This window comes from Ornithinibacillus jepli (assembly GCF_047228935.1).
Lineage (GTDB): Bacteria > Bacillota > Bacilli > Bacillales > Amphibacillaceae > Ornithinibacillus.
Window position 1 is genome coordinate 87659 of sequence record NZ_JBFEGG010000005.1, and the last position, 15654, is coordinate 103312.

At 35.7% G+C, this 15654-nt stretch carries 17 protein-coding genes; 10 read left to right on the forward strand and 7 right to left on the reverse strand.

Features of this window, described 5'->3' with window-relative positions:
- Positions 1 to 60 precede the first annotated feature (60 nt).
- On the reverse strand, positions 61 to 675 hold the full coding sequence (locus AB1K81_RS16220; RefSeq protein WP_412977780.1) for a spore coat protein: 615 nt from the start codon (positions 673 to 675) through the stop codon (positions 61 to 63).
- Between the two features lie 206 nt (positions 676 to 881).
- On the opposite strand from AB1K81_RS16220, the gene AB1K81_RS16225 reads away from it, so the two are divergent.
- A complete protein-coding gene (locus AB1K81_RS16225; protein ID WP_412977723.1) occupies positions 882 to 1829 on the forward strand; it encodes an MBL fold metallo-hydrolase in 948 nt (315 codons plus the stop codon).
- A gap of 28 nt (positions 1830 to 1857) precedes the next feature.
- Here the strand turns inward: AB1K81_RS16225 and mnmH are convergent, their stop codons facing one another.
- From mnmH to AB1K81_RS16240, 3 genes are read right to left on the reverse strand one after another with little or no spacing between them, the layout of a single operon-like run.
- Complete coding sequence (gene mnmH, locus AB1K81_RS16230) at positions 1858 to 2916, reverse strand: tRNA 2-selenouridine(34) synthase MnmH (protein WP_412977724.1); 1059 nt, start codon at positions 2914 to 2916, stop codon at positions 1858 to 1860.
- 21 nt (positions 2917 to 2937) lie between these two features.
- On the reverse strand, positions 2938 to 3981 hold the full coding sequence (selD, locus tag AB1K81_RS16235; protein ID WP_412977725.1) for a selenide, water dikinase SelD: 1044 nt from the start codon (positions 3979 to 3981) through the stop codon (positions 2938 to 2940).
- Positions 3982 to 4013: 32 nt separating this feature from the next.
- Positions 4014 to 4769 carry an exodeoxyribonuclease III gene (locus AB1K81_RS16240; RefSeq protein WP_412977726.1) on the reverse strand — a complete coding sequence of 252 codons (756 nt, stop codon included), beginning with the start codon at positions 4767 to 4769 and terminating at the stop codon, positions 4014 to 4016.
- 311 nt (positions 4770 to 5080) lie between these two features.
- On the opposite strand from AB1K81_RS16240, the gene AB1K81_RS16245 reads away from it, so the two are divergent.
- The 6 genes from AB1K81_RS16245 to AB1K81_RS16270 are packed head-to-tail and all read left to right on the forward strand — an operon-like array spanning position 5081 to position 10303.
- On the forward strand, positions 5081 to 5470 hold the full coding sequence (locus AB1K81_RS16245) for a GntR family transcriptional regulator (RefSeq protein WP_412977727.1): 390 nt from the start codon (positions 5081 to 5083) through the stop codon (positions 5468 to 5470).
- Positions 5467 to 6156: an ABC transporter ATP-binding protein gene (locus tag AB1K81_RS16250; RefSeq protein WP_412977728.1), complete on the forward strand. Its 690-nt coding sequence runs from the start codon at positions 5467 to 5469 to the stop codon at positions 6154 to 6156. The genes AB1K81_RS16245 and AB1K81_RS16250 overlap by 4 nt, the downstream gene beginning before the upstream one ends.
- Positions 6153 to 6983, forward strand: coding sequence for a hypothetical protein (locus AB1K81_RS16255; protein ID WP_412977729.1), 831 nt, complete (start codon positions 6153 to 6155; stop codon positions 6981 to 6983). The genes AB1K81_RS16250 and AB1K81_RS16255 overlap by 4 nt, the downstream gene beginning before the upstream one ends.
- 4 nt (positions 6984 to 6987) lie before the next feature.
- Entirely contained in the window at positions 6988 to 8265 is a 1278-nt protein-coding gene (locus tag AB1K81_RS16260) for a hypothetical protein (protein WP_412977730.1), read from the forward strand.
- A gap of 17 nt (positions 8266 to 8282) precedes the next feature.
- Entirely contained in the window at positions 8283 to 8975 is a 693-nt protein-coding gene (locus AB1K81_RS16265; RefSeq protein WP_412977731.1) for an ABC transporter ATP-binding protein, read from the forward strand.
- Positions 8972 to 10303: an ABC transporter permease gene (locus tag AB1K81_RS16270; RefSeq protein ID WP_412977732.1), complete on the forward strand. Its 1332-nt coding sequence runs from the start codon at positions 8972 to 8974 to the stop codon at positions 10301 to 10303. Before AB1K81_RS16265 ends, AB1K81_RS16270 begins: the two co-directional genes overlap by 4 nt.
- 44 nt (positions 10304 to 10347) lie before the next feature.
- Here the strand turns inward: AB1K81_RS16270 and AB1K81_RS16275 are convergent, their stop codons facing one another.
- A complete protein-coding gene (locus tag AB1K81_RS16275) occupies positions 10348 to 10881 on the reverse strand; it encodes a CotY/CotZ family spore coat protein (protein ID WP_412977733.1) in 534 nt (177 codons plus the stop codon).
- Between the two features lie 387 nt (positions 10882 to 11268).
- Between AB1K81_RS16275 and AB1K81_RS16280 the strand changes: the two genes are divergently transcribed.
- Positions 11269 to 12351, forward strand: a complete 1083-nt coding sequence (locus AB1K81_RS16280; protein WP_412977734.1) for a D-alanyl-D-alanine carboxypeptidase family protein — start codon at positions 11269 to 11271, stop codon at positions 12349 to 12351.
- Here AB1K81_RS16280 and AB1K81_RS16285 read toward each other — a convergent pair.
- A complete protein-coding gene (locus AB1K81_RS16285) occupies positions 12333 to 12890 on the reverse strand; it encodes a hypothetical protein (RefSeq protein WP_412977735.1) in 558 nt (185 codons plus the stop codon). The genes AB1K81_RS16280 and AB1K81_RS16285 overlap by 19 nt on opposite strands.
- Before the next feature lie 175 nt (positions 12891 to 13065).
- Here AB1K81_RS16285 and ddlA point away from each other — a divergent pair, with 175 nt between their 5' ends.
- Positions 13066 to 14166 (forward strand): D-alanine--D-alanine ligase, encoded by a 1101-nt coding sequence (gene ddlA, locus AB1K81_RS16290; RefSeq protein ID WP_412977736.1) that lies wholly within the window; start codon positions 13066 to 13068, stop codon positions 14164 to 14166.
- 243 nt (positions 14167 to 14409) lie between these two features.
- Here the strand turns inward: ddlA and AB1K81_RS16295 are convergent, their stop codons facing one another.
- Entirely contained in the window at positions 14410 to 14973 is a 564-nt protein-coding gene (locus AB1K81_RS16295; protein ID WP_412977737.1) for a nitroreductase family protein, read from the reverse strand.
- Positions 14974 to 15160: 187 nt separating this feature from the next.
- Between AB1K81_RS16295 and AB1K81_RS16300 the strand changes: the two genes are divergently transcribed.
- Positions 15161 to 15613, forward strand: coding sequence for a DUF2269 family protein (locus AB1K81_RS16300; protein WP_412977738.1), 453 nt, complete (start codon positions 15161 to 15163; stop codon positions 15611 to 15613).
- Positions 15614 to 15654: the final 41 nt, after the last annotated feature.

Below are 15654 nucleotides of genomic sequence, written 5' to 3' on the forward strand. Positions count from 1 at the left end.
TTAGATTCATAAAAATGAAAAGGTGCTCGAAAATTTCCGAGCACCATTGTTTGCAAACTGTTAGTGTGGCATTGTTCCTTGGATAGGAGCAAAACTGTTTATATAATTTTGCATATCCTCTTGTTTAAGCTGTGGAACTTGATAATATTGATGCTTATTTTGATATAGGAACACTTCATATGCCATCTCAATTACGTTTGGGATGCTGTCTGCAAATACTCTTCTTAAGACAGGGTTCGTTGTTTCAAGTGCCGCCATTGTAAATGCTGATGCATTAGATTTAAGAACTCCCATAATAAAGCCGGTTACACATTCGTCATTAATTTCATTAAGCGATTGTGCTGGTTTTTTTGGTTGAGATGGGGTCATACCATATAACACATCATTACTTGACGCCATATTGTACGTTTGTGTCTTAACAGTAGGCTCATTTCCAGTTTTAAGAGTTTCTACCACCGTATTATAAAGCTGTGTTAAGAAACTCTTATGCTGGTTCATCATCGTTTTGAGCTGTGGATCTTGAACATATTGCTCATAAATCATATATTGTTCCAAACCACCAACTAAACCACCAATTGCTTCATGTGCATCAAAAAGCTCATGACCACCGTGGCTTATTTGGGCAGGCATTTGAGAAGTACCTGTTAAGTTTTGATTTTGCGTCTGATTATTCATGTTCAAGTTTAAAACCTCCTTAAGAAGAATCAGGTTTATTATTTTCTGTTCCGCTTGAAATATCCTAGCCATAAATTAGCTAAAATACGTTTCATTGGAATTAGTTATTTTAGATATAAAGGAAAAGAATAAAATAAGGTAAAGAACGTGAATTTATGTAAAAATATGCTACGATGAAGATAGATAATTAAGAGGAGAGGGATAATATGCAAGGAAGATTGCCAATTCGTCTTCACGATCGAATTCATTTAATTGATGGATTTGACATGGGGATTCCGTCTAGAACGGGTACATATGTCATTGATGAGGAACAGCTAACAATTATTGAAACAGGACCAAGTCCGTCAATCAAATATATTAAAAAAGGACTAGAGGATTTAGGCCACTCGTTAAACGAGGTAAAATACATCATTGTAACACATATCCATTTGGACCATGCAGGTGGTGCAGGAGTATTGTTAAAGCTATGTCCAAATGCAACGTTAATTGTACACCCACGTGGGAAAAGGCATTTAATTGACCCGTCCAGATTAGCAAGTGGAGCTAGAGCAATTTATGGGGACAGTTTCGCGGAATTTTTTGATCCAGTGGAACCGGTAAAAGAAGAAAAGATTATCGAAAAAAGTGAAGGGGATACCTTACAAATTGGGCCAGGTTGTACGCTACAATTTTTAGATACGCCAGGTCATGCAAGGCATCATATAGGTATATATGACCCGGTTAGTAACGGAATGTTTACTGGAGATACAGCAGGAATAAAATATGAGCAATTAGAGCCACTTGGTATTGATTTGTTTCTACCTACAACTTCACCAAATCACTTTGACCCGACAGCAATGCATGAATCAATTGACCGTTTTCTTGAAATGAATTTAGACTTTATTTATTTTGGACATTTTGGAGCTACACTTCAAACAACGAAAGCATTGCATCAGGTTTCAGAGTGGTTAGATATTTTTGTGGAAGAAGGAGAGCAAGTCTTTAAAGAAGGAAAAGGATATGATGTTTTAGCAGAACGATTATTCAAACGTGTGAAGGAGCATTTGAAGCAGCTTGGTGTTCCGGAGGATCATCCTGCTTATATTCTTATTAATTTAGATATGCAAGTAAGTGCACTTGGGATTATTGATTATTTACAGAAGATAAAGCAATAAAAAAACGGTAGCGATGCTGCCGTTTTTTTTAACTTATAAACTGATTAGGTTTTATTAAACCTCTTGCATTTAAAGTTGCTATTATTTCTTCATAAGCTTCATCAATATTCTGTGCTTCAATGTAGGTCTTTTCGCCTTGGAAATCTTTAGTAGCAAACGCATACCTTGGGTCATAGTAGTATTTTAGTAAAAGCATAGTTGCTTCGTAATAGTTCCCTTGTTGAAGAAAATCTTCTATCTCCTTTGCAACTGGTGTGTGGATATGTTTCTTAATTAGTCGGTATGCTTCAAGAATGTTATCGCTATAATTCCAAGGTTCGTAATCTTCTAGTAACCCTTTCACTCTTTCTTCAATAGGCATTTGAAGAACAAGCTGCAGCCCTTTTTCCTTTTTCTCATAGATGAATTCAGGAATTAGCACCTTACCAATTCGCTTGCTTTCCCCTTCAACGAATACAAATGGTTCATTTTCATATTCGAGTATTTTCTCTACTAAAAGGGAATCAAATCGTTTTTGGTTACTAGGATTTAATCCAATATGGCCAAAAATAGAACCACGGTGACCAGCCATCCTTTCAAAATTTATGACAGGAAAACCGTTTGCTCTTAAATTTTCTAAAAGAACTGTTTTACCTGTACCGGTAAACCCATTTAAAACGATGAACTTAGGATTAAATTGTTTTTTCTCAAGGACCTCAACGACAAAATTCCGATACGTTCGGATTCCGCCGGTTAATCGATTCGCGTGGATTCCCATTAAATCTAGAACTGTTGCTGCGGTTTTACTGCGCATCCCGCCACGCCAACAAAAAACGGTAATCGGAGTATTGATCTGTTTGAATTCTGCAATGTAAGCAGGCAGCTTCTGCGAAAAAATCTCTAGTCCTCGCTCCTTCGCTTTATCGGGTCCAACTTGTTTATAGATGGTTCCAACCTCAGCTCGCTCATCATTAGAGAAAATGGGAATATTAATACTTCCCGGAATAGATCCTTCTTCAAATTCCTTTGGTGAACGGACATCTACTAATGTGTGATTTCCACTATTTCGTTTTTCTAGTAATTCAGGTAATGTAATATCCTGAAACATATTTCCACCTTCTACTCTCTCTTATCGAACCGTTATATGACCTTTGTTTTCTTCGGTTACTTCACCAATTATACTTGCTTCTACACCTTTATTTAAAAGATCTGCAAGTAGTTGGCTTGCTTCTTCACCATTTACAGAAATTAACAATCCGCCAGATGTTACAGCATCACAGAGTATATGTCTGTCAATAGAGTCCATAGATTCCGGATAGGTAACAATGTCTTTAATATGGTTATAATTGTTCTTCGTACCACCAGGCATAGAGCCAGCTTCCGCTAATTCACGAACGCGTGGTAAAACAGGGACTTGATTAGAATGGATGGTTATTCCAACTTCACTTCCAATAGCCATTTCTGAAGCGTGTCCTAATAAGCCAAATCCGGTTACATCTGTCGTTGCGTGAATATCATAATGTTCCATGACTTCAGCAGCAGTTTTATTAAGAGTAGTCATTACAGATGTCACTCGTTTAATTTCTTCTTCTGTTAATAGATCTTTCTTAATAGAAGTTGTTAAAATTCCTACTCCAATTGGTTTCGTTAGGATTAATTTATCCCCAGACATTGCTCCTGCATTTGTTCGTACTTTATTAGGGTGGACAACTCCGGTTACAGATAATCCAAATTTTGGTTCTTTATCATCAATAGAATGTCCACCTACTAGTGTGATGTTTGCCTCTTTTAACTTATCCCCGGCTCCTCGTAGAATTTCTGATAAAATTTCTTTGTCCAAAGTGGAAATTGGGAATGCAACAATATTTAATGCAGTTAGTGGTTTTCCACCCATAGCATACACATCGCTTATCGCATTCGCTGCTGCAATTTGTCCAAAGTCATATGGATCATCGACAATCGGGGTAAAGAAATCCAATGTTTGAACGATTGCAATATCGTCCGTCAGCTTATACACACCAGCATCATCACTAGTATCAAGTCCAACTAGTAAATTCGGGTCTAACGTTTGAACTGGTAAGTTGCGTAAAACTTGAGATAATTCAGCAGGACCAATTTTACACCCACAACCACCTTTAGAAGAGAGAGAGGTTAATTTGATTTTATCTACCATTTGAATTCCGTCCTTTCTGGTGTTTAGCCTTTTTAAAATTCGATTTTAAGCGCAATTGGACAATGATCGCTTCCTAATATAGAGGCATGTACTTCTGAATCAATCAGTTGATCTTTTAATCGTTCAGAAACAATAAAATAATCAATCCGCCAACCAATATTCCGTTCACGTACCGTCTTCATATAGCTCCACCACGTATAAATCCCATCTTGCTCAGGATAAAAATAACGAAGCGTATCAATAAATCCTGCGTCTAGAAAACGAGTCATCTTTCCACGTTCCTCTTCAGTAAATCCGGAATTACCATAGTTGGTTTTATAATTTCGAATATCTATTTCATTGTGGGCAACATTAAGGTCTCCGCATAACACGACAGGCTTTATTTTATCGTGTGCTTTCACATGTTCCAATAAAGCATCTTCCCATTCTAAACGTACATTTAATCTGGCCAAATCTCGCTGTGAATTAGGAGTATATATATTCATTAAGAAGAAATCCTCAAATTCCATCGTAATAATACGACCTTCTGCTTGGGTCTCTTCCTCTCCGATTCCATACTTTACAGATAGTGGTTGCTGCTTCGTAAACACAGCAGTCCCGGAATATCCTTTTCTCTCCGCGTAGTTCCAATACTGATAATAGCCATCAAGCTCTAACTCAATTTGCCCTTCTTGAAGCTTTGTTTCTTGAATACAAAATATATCTGCATCTATTTCATTAAAATAATCTAAAAAACCTTTACGTACACAAGCACGCAAGCCATTTACATTCCATGATACGAACTTCATTATTTCCCCTCTTTACTTTGTTAAAATGTTTTTGAACGATAATTATTCCAAAGAAGAATAATGCAGTAGCTCTAAGCAGCTCAAATAGAAACTATCTTTATCTGTACTCATCATATCACCTTCCGAAAAATTGTTCATGATAGGCGTCTTTGGAAAAATTATAAAAACAGGTTGACTTAAAAAGTGTATTAAGCATATAATACACATATGGGGTGTATTAAGCACTTAATACATATTTTTTTTGCGAAAGGTGTATTAAGTGGTTAATACAGTTTAGAAGTAGTCACCAAGTAATTATAGGAGTTGTAGCGATGAATATTAAATTTAACAATCGAGATCCTGTCTATATTCAAGTCATTCGGCATTTTAAAGAACAGATTGCAACAGGCATCTTTGAACCAGGACAGGAGATTCCATCCCGTCGTGAATTAGCCAACCAATTGAAAATTAATCCGAATACAGCGCAAAGGGCTTATAAAGAAATGGAGGAACAAGGTTTGATATTTACAGAAAGAAATTTACCGAGTCGTATTACGAATAATCCAGAAGTAATAAAGGCAGTTCGTGAAGAGCTAATCCTTGAGGCGGTCCATTCCTTTATTGCTTCTGTCCAGTCAATTAATGTTCCATTAGATGAAGCACTTCAACTCATTAAGAATCATTATGAGAAAAGCTTGGAAGAACAGGAGGGAGACGCATGATTGAAATAAAAAATCTATCGAAGAAATTTGGTAGAAAACAGATATTAAAAGACGTATCCTTTACAGCGAATAAAGGTGAAATCACTTGTTTAATCGGACTGAACGGTGTTGGGAAAACAACAATTTTAAATGCGATTATGAATTTAACTCCTATCAATGCAGGGGAGATATTAATAGATGGTGATAAGCTAAATAAAGAAAGCTATGAAAGGATTGCGTTCATACCAGATGCGATAACAATGCTTCCAAGTATGAAAATAAAAGATGCGTTTCAATTTATGGCTGAATTTTACCAGTCATGGAATGAGAATCGTGCAGAAGAATTACTACGTTTCTTTAAACTGGATGTGAATGATCGCATCTCGACATTGTCGAAAGGTAATACAGCTAAGGTAAATATGTTGCTTGGTCTTGCTTTAGATGTTGATTACTTACTAATGGATGAACCTTTTTCAGGAATTGATATCTTCAGTAGGGAACAAATTGCCAATGTATTTACTAGTCATTTAGTCGAGGACAGGGGAGTAATTATTACCACTCATGAAATAAATGATATTGAACATTTAGTCGATAAAGCTGTGATTTTAAATGAAGGTATGGTCTTACGTGAATTTAATGCTGAAGAGGTACGTGAAACGGAAGGTAAATCGATCATTGATATCATGAGAGAGGTGTACAAACCATGATGAGATACTTGAAATTAACTAACTTTGAACTTAGTCGCTTTTTCAAAATATATGTAGTTTTAATTGGTATTACGTTAGGGATGCAGTTGTTAGGTGTTGTCCTGACTGCCAATCATTATGTTGGTGAGATAAATGAAATGGTTGCTTCAGGTAATTCAATCGATGAAGCGATTCGAAATTGGGGTATGTTCGCATTCGATGCAGTTACTAGGACTTTCTGGTTTGGTGCCCCAATCGCACTATGTATGGTCACCTTGTTAATTTATACACTATTTATTTGGTATCGGGATTGGTTTGGAAAGAATACGTTTATTTACCGATTATTAATGCTGCCAACAGCAAGAATAAACGTATTTTTTGCCAAAGCTTCTGCTATCTTTCTTATGGTACTTGGACTCATTTCCTTACAACTTATTTTTCTAGTTTTAGAGATGGCGATTATGAAATCTATAGTTCCAAGTTCATTAAGAGTAGATCTTACGTTAAGCCAAGTTATCTACAGCTTTGATTCTTGGCGAGTTTTATATCCCGTTTCGATTATCGAATTCATCATTAATTATGGTATTGGATTTATGGCGGTAATTGTTTTATTTACGGGCGTGTTATTTGAAAGAAGTTTTCGTTGGAAAGGGATTTTATTAGGGTTGTTGTTTGCAGGTATTTCATTACTAGTATTTGTTTCCCCTTTACTTGTCCAGACGTTTTTAGTCAATAATTTCTTCTATCCAATTGAAATGTTTATGTTCATGGTTATTTCTGGTCTAGTAGTAACTGGCGGTGCAATTTGGATGAGTAATTACTTGTTAAATAAGAAGATAAGGGTGTGATGGGATGATTCTGAAACGATTTTGGAAACTTATAGCGCTATGCTTAGTGATTATAATGATACTAGTAACTTATTTTATTCATACATCACTTGTCGTAGCCAATCAATTTCCTGATTTAGTATTGAAAACAATTGATGGTGATGAATCCGTAATGACCGATGTTGTCGTAACAGGAGATTATCATGACACTAGACAAAATGATAGCTCCTCAGTCATGGTTAGCTTAAAGGACTCAATTTATCACAAAGAGCAATCATTTTTTGAGAAATTAGAGACGCAATTTCCGATGATTAATACTGTATCGAAATTAAAAGATGAGTACAGAAACTTTCTAAGATCGAAATCAATGCATCCAGATTACTTCTTTGAAAATAATGAATTTGTTGCTTATGTAGATGTTGAGACTCCTGATAATATCATCCGTGGTGATTCCGAATTTTATTTTAATGTGGATGTATTAACTAAAAAGACGGAGAAATCGAATGATTTTACCATTAAAATACCAGGACAGTCCGAAATGGACTATACACAGGTAATAGATGTTCAAATGGTCAATGGCGAGCTAAAAGTACTAACCGAATCATCGTTTTTTGGAAGTAATGGTCGACACATAAATGAATTGATGGTTTACACAATTGATCTTTCCAAACAAAAAATAAGTGGGGATGATACGCTTTCTGTTAAGGGTGATTTAACTTCTGATACTTGGACATCTTTTATTTTCTTGAATGATCGTAGCGATGTATCAGAGCAAAAATACTTTTTATTACAGAGGGAAGAGAATAGCAAACCAGAAGAGGTATCGAAGCAAGAGGGTTTGAATGAAGTAGAGGAAGCAGAAATAAAAGTGATAAAAAGGTCTTTCTATCTTTATGATTTAGAAAATAAGGGACTTCGAGAAATTCCATTAAATGAAGAACAAGCTAAAGGTCTATTGAAATCAGATACATGGGGATTCGTTTCTGGTGAAAATGCATATATCGCATACAATTCAGAGGACAGTCTAACTGTTTTAGATATTGATTTAGAACATTTAAAGGTTGAATCTACTGCCAGGTTTAATATAGAGGATCTTGGAATCGATACTATTGGTGATGTGAAAATTTCAGACAATACCATCTACGTAATCGACAACTATAAAGATAATGTTGATCCAACCAACGTATTTGCCGGAGATGTTACATCCGGAGAAGTACTTTATGAAGGAGAAATTGTCATGGAAAAACCAGAGGATGAAAGTGAGGATTATCAAATTAATTTTTACGGTATTGTAATGAAGTAAACATTGGAGGAAATATTGTGATAAAAGTAGAGGAATTAAGTCATCACTTTGAGTTAGGCAAAAAAGGAAAAAAAACGATTGTACCGGTTTTAAAAGAAATCACCATGGAAGTACAAAAGGGAGAAATAGTATCCGTAGTTGGGAAAAGTGGCTCTGGGAAGTCTACGTTATTAAATTTAATTAGTGGGTTTATCCGGCCGAAAGCGGGAAGGATTTCTATCGATGGTCAGCTAGTAACGGAGCTTTCTGAAGCGAAATTTGCCGATTTTAGACTTGATAACATTGGTTTTATCTTTCAAAGCTTTCAATTAATTCCTAGCATGAATGCATATCAAAACATAGAACTTCCTTTAATTTTAAAAGGGGTAAATGAATCTACTAGAAAAGAAGTAATCCATCAATTGCTAGAAAAAGTTGGTTTAGTAGAATATCAGGAGCACTATCCTAGTGAATTATCAGGTGGTCAGCAGCAACGAGTTAGTATCGCAAGGGCATTAGTGCATAAACCGGCACTAATCCTTGCTGATGAACCAACAGGAAGCCTAGATAGTGAAACAGAGGCGGAAATATTAGAGATTATAAAAAAGCTTAATCAAGAGTTAGGTATAACGTTCCTTATCATTACCCATGACGAAGAAGTAGCACGTATTGGGGATCGTACCATTATGATTAAGGATGGTCGTATCATGGAAGGGGACTACGTACGATGAAACTAAAAGATAAAATCCGCTTTATTAGGCAAAACATAAAGAAGAATAAAGCCCGTACCTTTATGACGATATTAGCAACTGCAATGGGCTGTGCATTTTTAATCGTTTTAGCATCTGTTGGCTATGGTTTGCAACAAAGTATTGTGAAAGAAACGTTAGAAGATCAAATCGTAACGAAAATCGATATCTATGGGAAAGAAGTAGATGGGAATTATCATCCTCTTACGATGGAAGATGTAGAAGCTTTAGAAAAAATTGAGAATGTAAAAGCCGTAACGAGAAAAATTAAATTAAGACAATTTCCAACTTATAACCTAGACGGTTATAAAATAGAAGCACAAGCAGTATCCACCTATTTCCCATCAGAAATTGCATCTGGATTGAAATTAGAAGATGGTCGATTACCTGAAAAGGAAAATGAAATCGTAGTCGGATATCATTTTGTGAATAATTTATATTTAGCATCAGAAGAAAATCCATACGACGAAGAAACGGGAGAAATAAAAGAGGAATTCCGTTATTCGAAATCGGTTATTGGGAAAACCATTACAATGTCAGTTATGAAAAATGAGGAAGAAGAGGTAACGGAAGAAATTCCGTTAACGATTGTAGGTGTCTTAGAAGAGCCAGGCAGAGAATGGATGATTAATACAGATGTATATATTTCTCAAGAAGTGTTTCAACAAGTAGAAGCAATTACAGGAACACCTGGAGGAGAAATCGGGGTTGATCCGGAAGGGCTTGATTCTAGTACGGTCACTACTCTTGATGAAGTTAATGTATTTGCAGATAACCTCGAATCGGTAAAAGGAATTGTTGATACACTCAAAGATCAAAATTATGCATCCTACTCCGTTGTTAGTGAGATGGAGCAGATTAATACACTATTTACGATTGCAAAAGCTGGCTTAATTCTAGTTGGTACAATCGCTTTAATTATCGCGTCCATTGGAATTTATAATACGATGACGATGGCAGTAACTGAAAGGGCTCCGGATATCGGTATTATGAAGGCTATAGGTGCTAATCCAAAAACAATAAAGCAAATTTTCTTATTAGAAAGTAGCTATATTGGCATAATTGGGGCATTTATTGGAACGGTCGTAGCCTACGCAACAAGTATAGTTGTGAATCTTGTATTACCAATGATTTTGGAAATGGCCTTTGCAGAAGAGCTTCCAGAAGGACTGAAATTCTCAGCAATTCCGTGGAGCTTAGTTGTAATAGCTGTTGTCATATGTTTAGTAGTTACCATTATATCGGGTAGAGGCCCTGCTAAACGCGCAACACAAATTGATGTATTAAGAGCAATGAGAAGAGAAATATAGTCATTTAAAAAGTGGTTGGTTTATACCAACCACTTTTTGAATACTTAGCAGTCTTTCCCAATTGGAGATACAACTGGAGCAGGAAGTGGTGTAACAGGGTTTAGGCACTGAATTGCACAGAAGCAATGCAAGTCAACTGTAATACAAACGCCAGTCTCTATAAAATTGCCTGTTGCATCTTGAGGAATAAAGTTGCACTTATCTTTACTAGAATGATGGTGGAGTCCAATTCCGTTATCTGTATCAAATTCTAGTAATTCTAACTCCGCGCAGCAACCCTTTTTAATTTTCTTCGCTTTAAATACAGGTGTTTCGATACACTCTAAGCTTGTATTTTCCTGTACTAACCCAGTAGCAAAGAATAAGTCGCAATCCCCTTTACAGTATAATACGAATGGAATCGTTGTTGGACCATTACCATTCACCGTAGTTGGGGAAAGTAGTTGCTCGATAGAGTTTTCACAACCAGTAGTACAGCAATTATCCTGAGCAGCAGCTACTTCGTCCTGTGCTTTCACGATTTTACTTACAACGTCGCAAACACATTCCCCTGATTGTTTACCATGACAACAACTCATACTGATATCTCTCCTTTTCTTATGAATTTTTTATACACTTTAATCTATGTTGATTCAGATATTATGGTTGTTTACTAGTCTATTTCTAGTAAAAATAATGAAAATATCATTAGTTTAGGAGGAAATTGTGTCGTTTCATCAAGTCAAATGCCAACACTGATAAGGGTTTAGACGAATAGGTATAACTATACTCTATCCATGGTGGCTAATAGATTTTAGCCTTGACCTATGGACAAAGGAACCAGTACGATTACTGGTTCCTATTTTTTTATCGTATTACGAAACAGTAACATCTATTAAATAAGCTTTACATTTTATTGAATTTAACATCTAGGTCATTAATTTATTTTAAAATATAGGAGGTAGACATCGAAGTGGGGGAGCTTTATGAGAATAATAGTGTGCTTGAATTTACTAATACTACTTTTACTACATAGTGTAATAGCAGGTCCTGTAAGTGGAGAGGAGAGCGACATTCCAGAAATAAGTAGTGGTGCAGCTATTTTAGTAGATGCAGATACAAGTACCATAATCTATGAGAAAAATGCTATGAATAAACTATTTCCAGCTAGTTTAACAAAAATAGCCACAGCTATTTATGCAATAGAAAATGGAGATTTAGAAAGTATGGTTACCGTAAGTGAAAATGCATACGGAACAATTGGCTCTTCGGTTTTCCTTGAAGAAGGAGAAAAACATACGTTAAAGCAATTAATCATAGGACTTTTAGTGAATTCAGGAAATGATGCTGGAGTAGCTATCGCAGAGCATCTGAGTGGAGATGTTGAAACGTTTTCTGAAGACTTAAATGAATATTTGGAGTCGAATATTGGCGTAAAAAATACCCATTTTACCAATCCACATGGACTTTATGATGCTAATCATTACACAACGGCAGAAGACCTAGCAATGATTACCCAATATGCAATGAAAAATAAGGTATTTCGTGAGATTTTTGGAATTACCGAAATGGATTGGGACGGAGAAAAGTGGGATACAACACTATATACCCATCATAAGCTTCTAAGGGAAATGCCCTATCCTGGAGTTAATGGTGGAAAAACGGGCTATATAGAAGAAGCTGGTTTTACACTTGCAACAACAGCGACTAGAGGGAATCTTAATCTTATTGTCATCACTTTAGACGCTGAAGTTCAGGATATTTCATATCAAGACACGGTTGCATTATTAGATTACGGGTTTAATAATTTTATCCGGAGTGGCAATAAAGTAACTACGCTCGACGATAGCGATATTGAGCTTGGAAAGCTTACTAATATCAATCATGTTTTATTTAATGATAAGGAACTAGCTTCTTTTAATATACAAAGGGATTTAGAGATATCGGAGCAAGGTCGAATTGCTCAAATGAAGCAAAATTCCGTACCAACTTCATTTCTAGATGTCCTCATTATTGCTGTTGTTCTTATTATCGGTTGGAGGATTTTCCATTATCGTAAGAAACGATGATTATGATGCACTTCAATCGTGATAATGGGGATATCTTTTATTAAGAAAAATAATAAGACTATCATGATGGTATAGAAAAAAGGGTGTGTTCGAACAGATAAAACCTTATGATTTCTAACAGATTCTTCTGTCAGATAAGTAATCATAAGTAAAAGCATCATCGTAAAGAAAGCTAATAATTTTATTGCTGAGTCTGGGTTGGACAAAGGGATCATTTCGCCAAGCATCGCACCCATCATGCCACCCATAAGGCCAGAAACACTACCATCAATAACAGCCAATAAGTTAAATGGTAATCCAGCAATAAAGCCAATGGAAAGCCCAATTAAAATGGATACAAATGTAGCAGTAAATAAGTCTCCATTAAAAAGAATTCCAATTACAGCACCAAATAGAATACCACCAAGCATTCCTAGTGTCATGGAAGTAATCATCCCGTGCATATTAGATAGGTGCCTGCGATGGAGGGCATTAAAGATCATAATACCAATGATTTGTAGTGCACATATAGTTAAAATGACAGTTAATATTAATGACATGTTTCCAGCTCCTACATTAAATTGGTTGTCCTTTTCAATGTATTCATAGCGGGACATAATTATGATTTACACTACTTAAGATATTTTTAGTGTTGATACTATTAAAAACAAGCTAAACTATGCTATTTTATTGGTATGGGATTTTATTTACTTTCTAGTAGAAAGGACGTCTAAATTGAAGAAGACAAAAGTTGGAATTATTTTTGGTGGAAAGTCCGCAGAACATGAGGTTTCGCTCCAATCTGCTAAAAATATTGTGGATGCTATCGATAAAGAAAAATATGATGTTACGTTAATTGGTATTGATAAAGAAGGAAAATGGCATTTAAATGACAAATCCTCTTATTTATTGAATGCAGAAAACCCTAAATTAATTGCTTTAAATAAATCAGAAGATAATATTGCCCTTGTACCAGGCTCTGCAAGCAATCAATTAATCCATGCTGAGAATGCGGTTAGTTTAGAACAACTGGATGTCATATTCCCAATTGTTCATGGAACACTTGGAGAAGATGGTAGCTTACAAGGAATGCTACGAATGTCAAATCTTCCTTTTGTTGGTCCTAGTGTATTAGGATCGTCTGTATGTATGGATAAAGATGTTGCTAAACGATTATTACATGCGGCAGGAATTAATGTTGCTAAAGGAATCACGGTGAAACGCCCTAATAAAGATAAAGTGAACTTTGAAGAGGTTAGTAAATTACTAGGAACGCCAATGTTCATTAAGCCAGCAAACCAAGGGTCATCTGTCGGTGTTAGCAAAGTGAAGAATGAAGAAGAATTTAAAACTGCAATAGAGTCAGCGTTCCAATACGATCATAAAGTAGTGATTGAGGAAAATATCGTTGGTCGTGAAATTGAATGTGCAGTACTTGGTAATGAGGAGCCAATTGCTTCCATCCCGGGTGAAATTTTACCGAATACCGAATTTTATTCATATGAGTCAAAATACATTGATGAAAAAGGTGCTGAGCTAGCAATTCCAGCGGAGCTTACGGAAGAACAAGTGAAGAAAGTTCAAGTTGCTGCAATTGAAGCGTTTAAAACGTTGGAATGTGAAGGTTTAGCCCGCGTTGATTTCTTCTTAACTGAAAATGGCGAGCTATACGTGAACGAAGTCAATACATTACCAGGCTTTACGAAAATTAGTATGTATCCAAAACTATGGGAAATTAGTGGAATACCTTATTCTGAACTAATTAGCCGATTAATTGATTTAGCAATAGAACGTCATGAAAATGATGCGAAATTGAAGAATACAGTTTGGGAATAAATAAACAAAAGTCTTGTCCTTCTAACGGGCAAGACTTTTGTTTTGGGCGCTATTAGACAAAATCTGAGTGAACAATAGAATAATGTCTAATAGAAAGCGCCTATCGGACAATGTTTGCGGTCAAAGATGTAACTTGTCTAATAGAAGCGATCTAACGGAAAGTTTTATAGTAAATACGAGAAAAATGTCTAATAGAATGAAGCTAATAGACATTTTTCTCCATATATTTATTTCTTTTGTCTATTAGCCAACTTGAAAAGTAGTGAATTTATCACGGACTGGAATCCGTTCTTTCTTTTCAGGCTGTTCATCGAAATATCCCATATGCAAAAATCCAACGATTCTTTCATGTTCTTGTACGCCTAGAATATGTTCCACATTAGGATCATAGATATGTGGGTTTGTTTTCCATACAACTCCAAGCTGCTTCTCCCAAGCGAGAAGTTGGAAATTTTGAATCATACATGCAGTTGCACCGAAGTTCTCATCCTGCTTCTTTTGAGTGTCCCCTTCTTCCATGATGACAACTAATATCGCGTTCGGTTCATTTAAATAGTTCTCCCGGTTTTCTTTTCTTTCTTCCGGATATGTGCTAGCAATCTTTTTAGCGAAATCCGGCTTTTGATTAGCCCCTACAAAAATAAATCGCCAAGGCTGCCTCATACCGTGTGTTGGTGCCCAAATGGCATCTTCTAATAATTGTGTAACCGTTTCTTCGGTGACCATTTTATTGTTATATCCTTTTTTAATTGAACGGCGTTCTCGAATTAGCTTCGTTAGCTCTGTTTGTTGTTTTAACACTTGCATCGTATACACCTCGTTTTTTTGCGACTGATAATCATTTTCATTTGACATACATAGTAAATGATTTGGACAGGAAAAGCAAATTGATTTGAAAAATATTTTCTCTTATGATTGCATGTGATGTTCATCACATACAATCATATAGAAATGGTGTATGATATGGTTAGCTATCTTGTTTGGGGGAATGAACATGTCATTTTATGAAATACTAGTTTTCATTCACATATTTTCAGCTATATTAGGAATGGGCCCGGGATTTATGATGATTATGGTTGTATCAAAATCGACGAACTTAACGGAACTAAGACATGCTTATGCAATACGAAATCGGATGCATAGTATTACTATGGTTGCAGGTACATTACTGTTAATAACAGGGATCTGGATGGGATTTATAAATACATATCTTTTTCAGCAAGGGTGGTACGTTACAAGTCTTGTTCTATTTTTAGTTGCGCTAGCATTTGGACCATTATTGCTCTCGCCAAGGTCAAAACCAATCAAAGCATTATTAAAAAATGCTAATGGTGATAGTATTCCGGAAGAATATGAAGCAATGTCTAAAAGACTTTTTTTTGTAGAGAGAATGGAGAATATTATCTTCCTTATTATCATTGCACTTATGATTTTAAAGCCGTTTTAGTGAGACGCTCTGATAGTGGTGTTTTTTAAAAAATCCTGAAA

Coding starts and splice junctions, on each gene's coding strand:
- AB1K81_RS16240 (WP_412977726.1), bottom strand. CDS start 4,769: ATGAAGTTCGTATCATGGAATGTAAATGGCTTGCGTGCTTGTGTACGT.
- selD (WP_412977725.1), bottom strand. CDS start 3,981: ATGGTAGATAAAATCAAATTAACCTCTCTCTCTTCTAAAGGTGGTTGT.
- AB1K81_RS16255 (WP_412977729.1), top strand. CDS start 6,153: ATGATGAGATACTTGAAATTAACTAACTTTGAACTTAGTCGCTTTTTC.
- AB1K81_RS16285 (WP_412977735.1), bottom strand. CDS start 12,890: ATGTCATTAATATTAACTGTCATTTTAACTATATGTGCACTACAAATC.
- AB1K81_RS16295 (WP_412977737.1), bottom strand. CDS start 14,973: ATGCAAGTGTTAAAACAACAAACAGAGCTAACGAAGCTAATTCGAGAA.
- AB1K81_RS16250 (WP_412977728.1), top strand. CDS start 5,467: ATGATTGAAATAAAAAATCTATCGAAGAAATTTGGTAGAAAACAGATA.
- AB1K81_RS16220 (WP_412977780.1), bottom strand. CDS start 675: ATGAATAATCAGACGCAAAATCAAAACTTAACAGGTACTTCTCAAATG.
- mnmH (WP_412977724.1), bottom strand. CDS start 2,916: ATGTTTCAGGATATTACATTACCTGAATTACTAGAAAAACGAAATAGT.
- AB1K81_RS16245 (WP_412977727.1), top strand. CDS start 5,081: ATGAATATTAAATTTAACAATCGAGATCCTGTCTATATTCAAGTCATT.
- AB1K81_RS16225 (WP_412977723.1), top strand. CDS start 882: ATGCAAGGAAGATTGCCAATTCGTCTTCACGATCGAATTCATTTAATT.
- AB1K81_RS16300 (WP_412977738.1), top strand. CDS start 15,161: ATGTCATTTTATGAAATACTAGTTTTCATTCACATATTTTCAGCTATA.
- AB1K81_RS16270 (WP_412977732.1), top strand. CDS start 8,972: ATGAAACTAAAAGATAAAATCCGCTTTATTAGGCAAAACATAAAGAAG.
- AB1K81_RS16260 (WP_412977730.1), top strand. CDS start 6,988: ATGATTCTGAAACGATTTTGGAAACTTATAGCGCTATGCTTAGTGATT.
- AB1K81_RS16275 (WP_412977733.1), bottom strand. CDS start 10,881: ATGAGTTGTTGTCATGGTAAACAATCAGGGGAATGTGTTTGCGACGTT.
- AB1K81_RS16280 (WP_412977734.1), top strand. CDS start 11,269: ATGAGAATAATAGTGTGCTTGAATTTACTAATACTACTTTTACTACAT.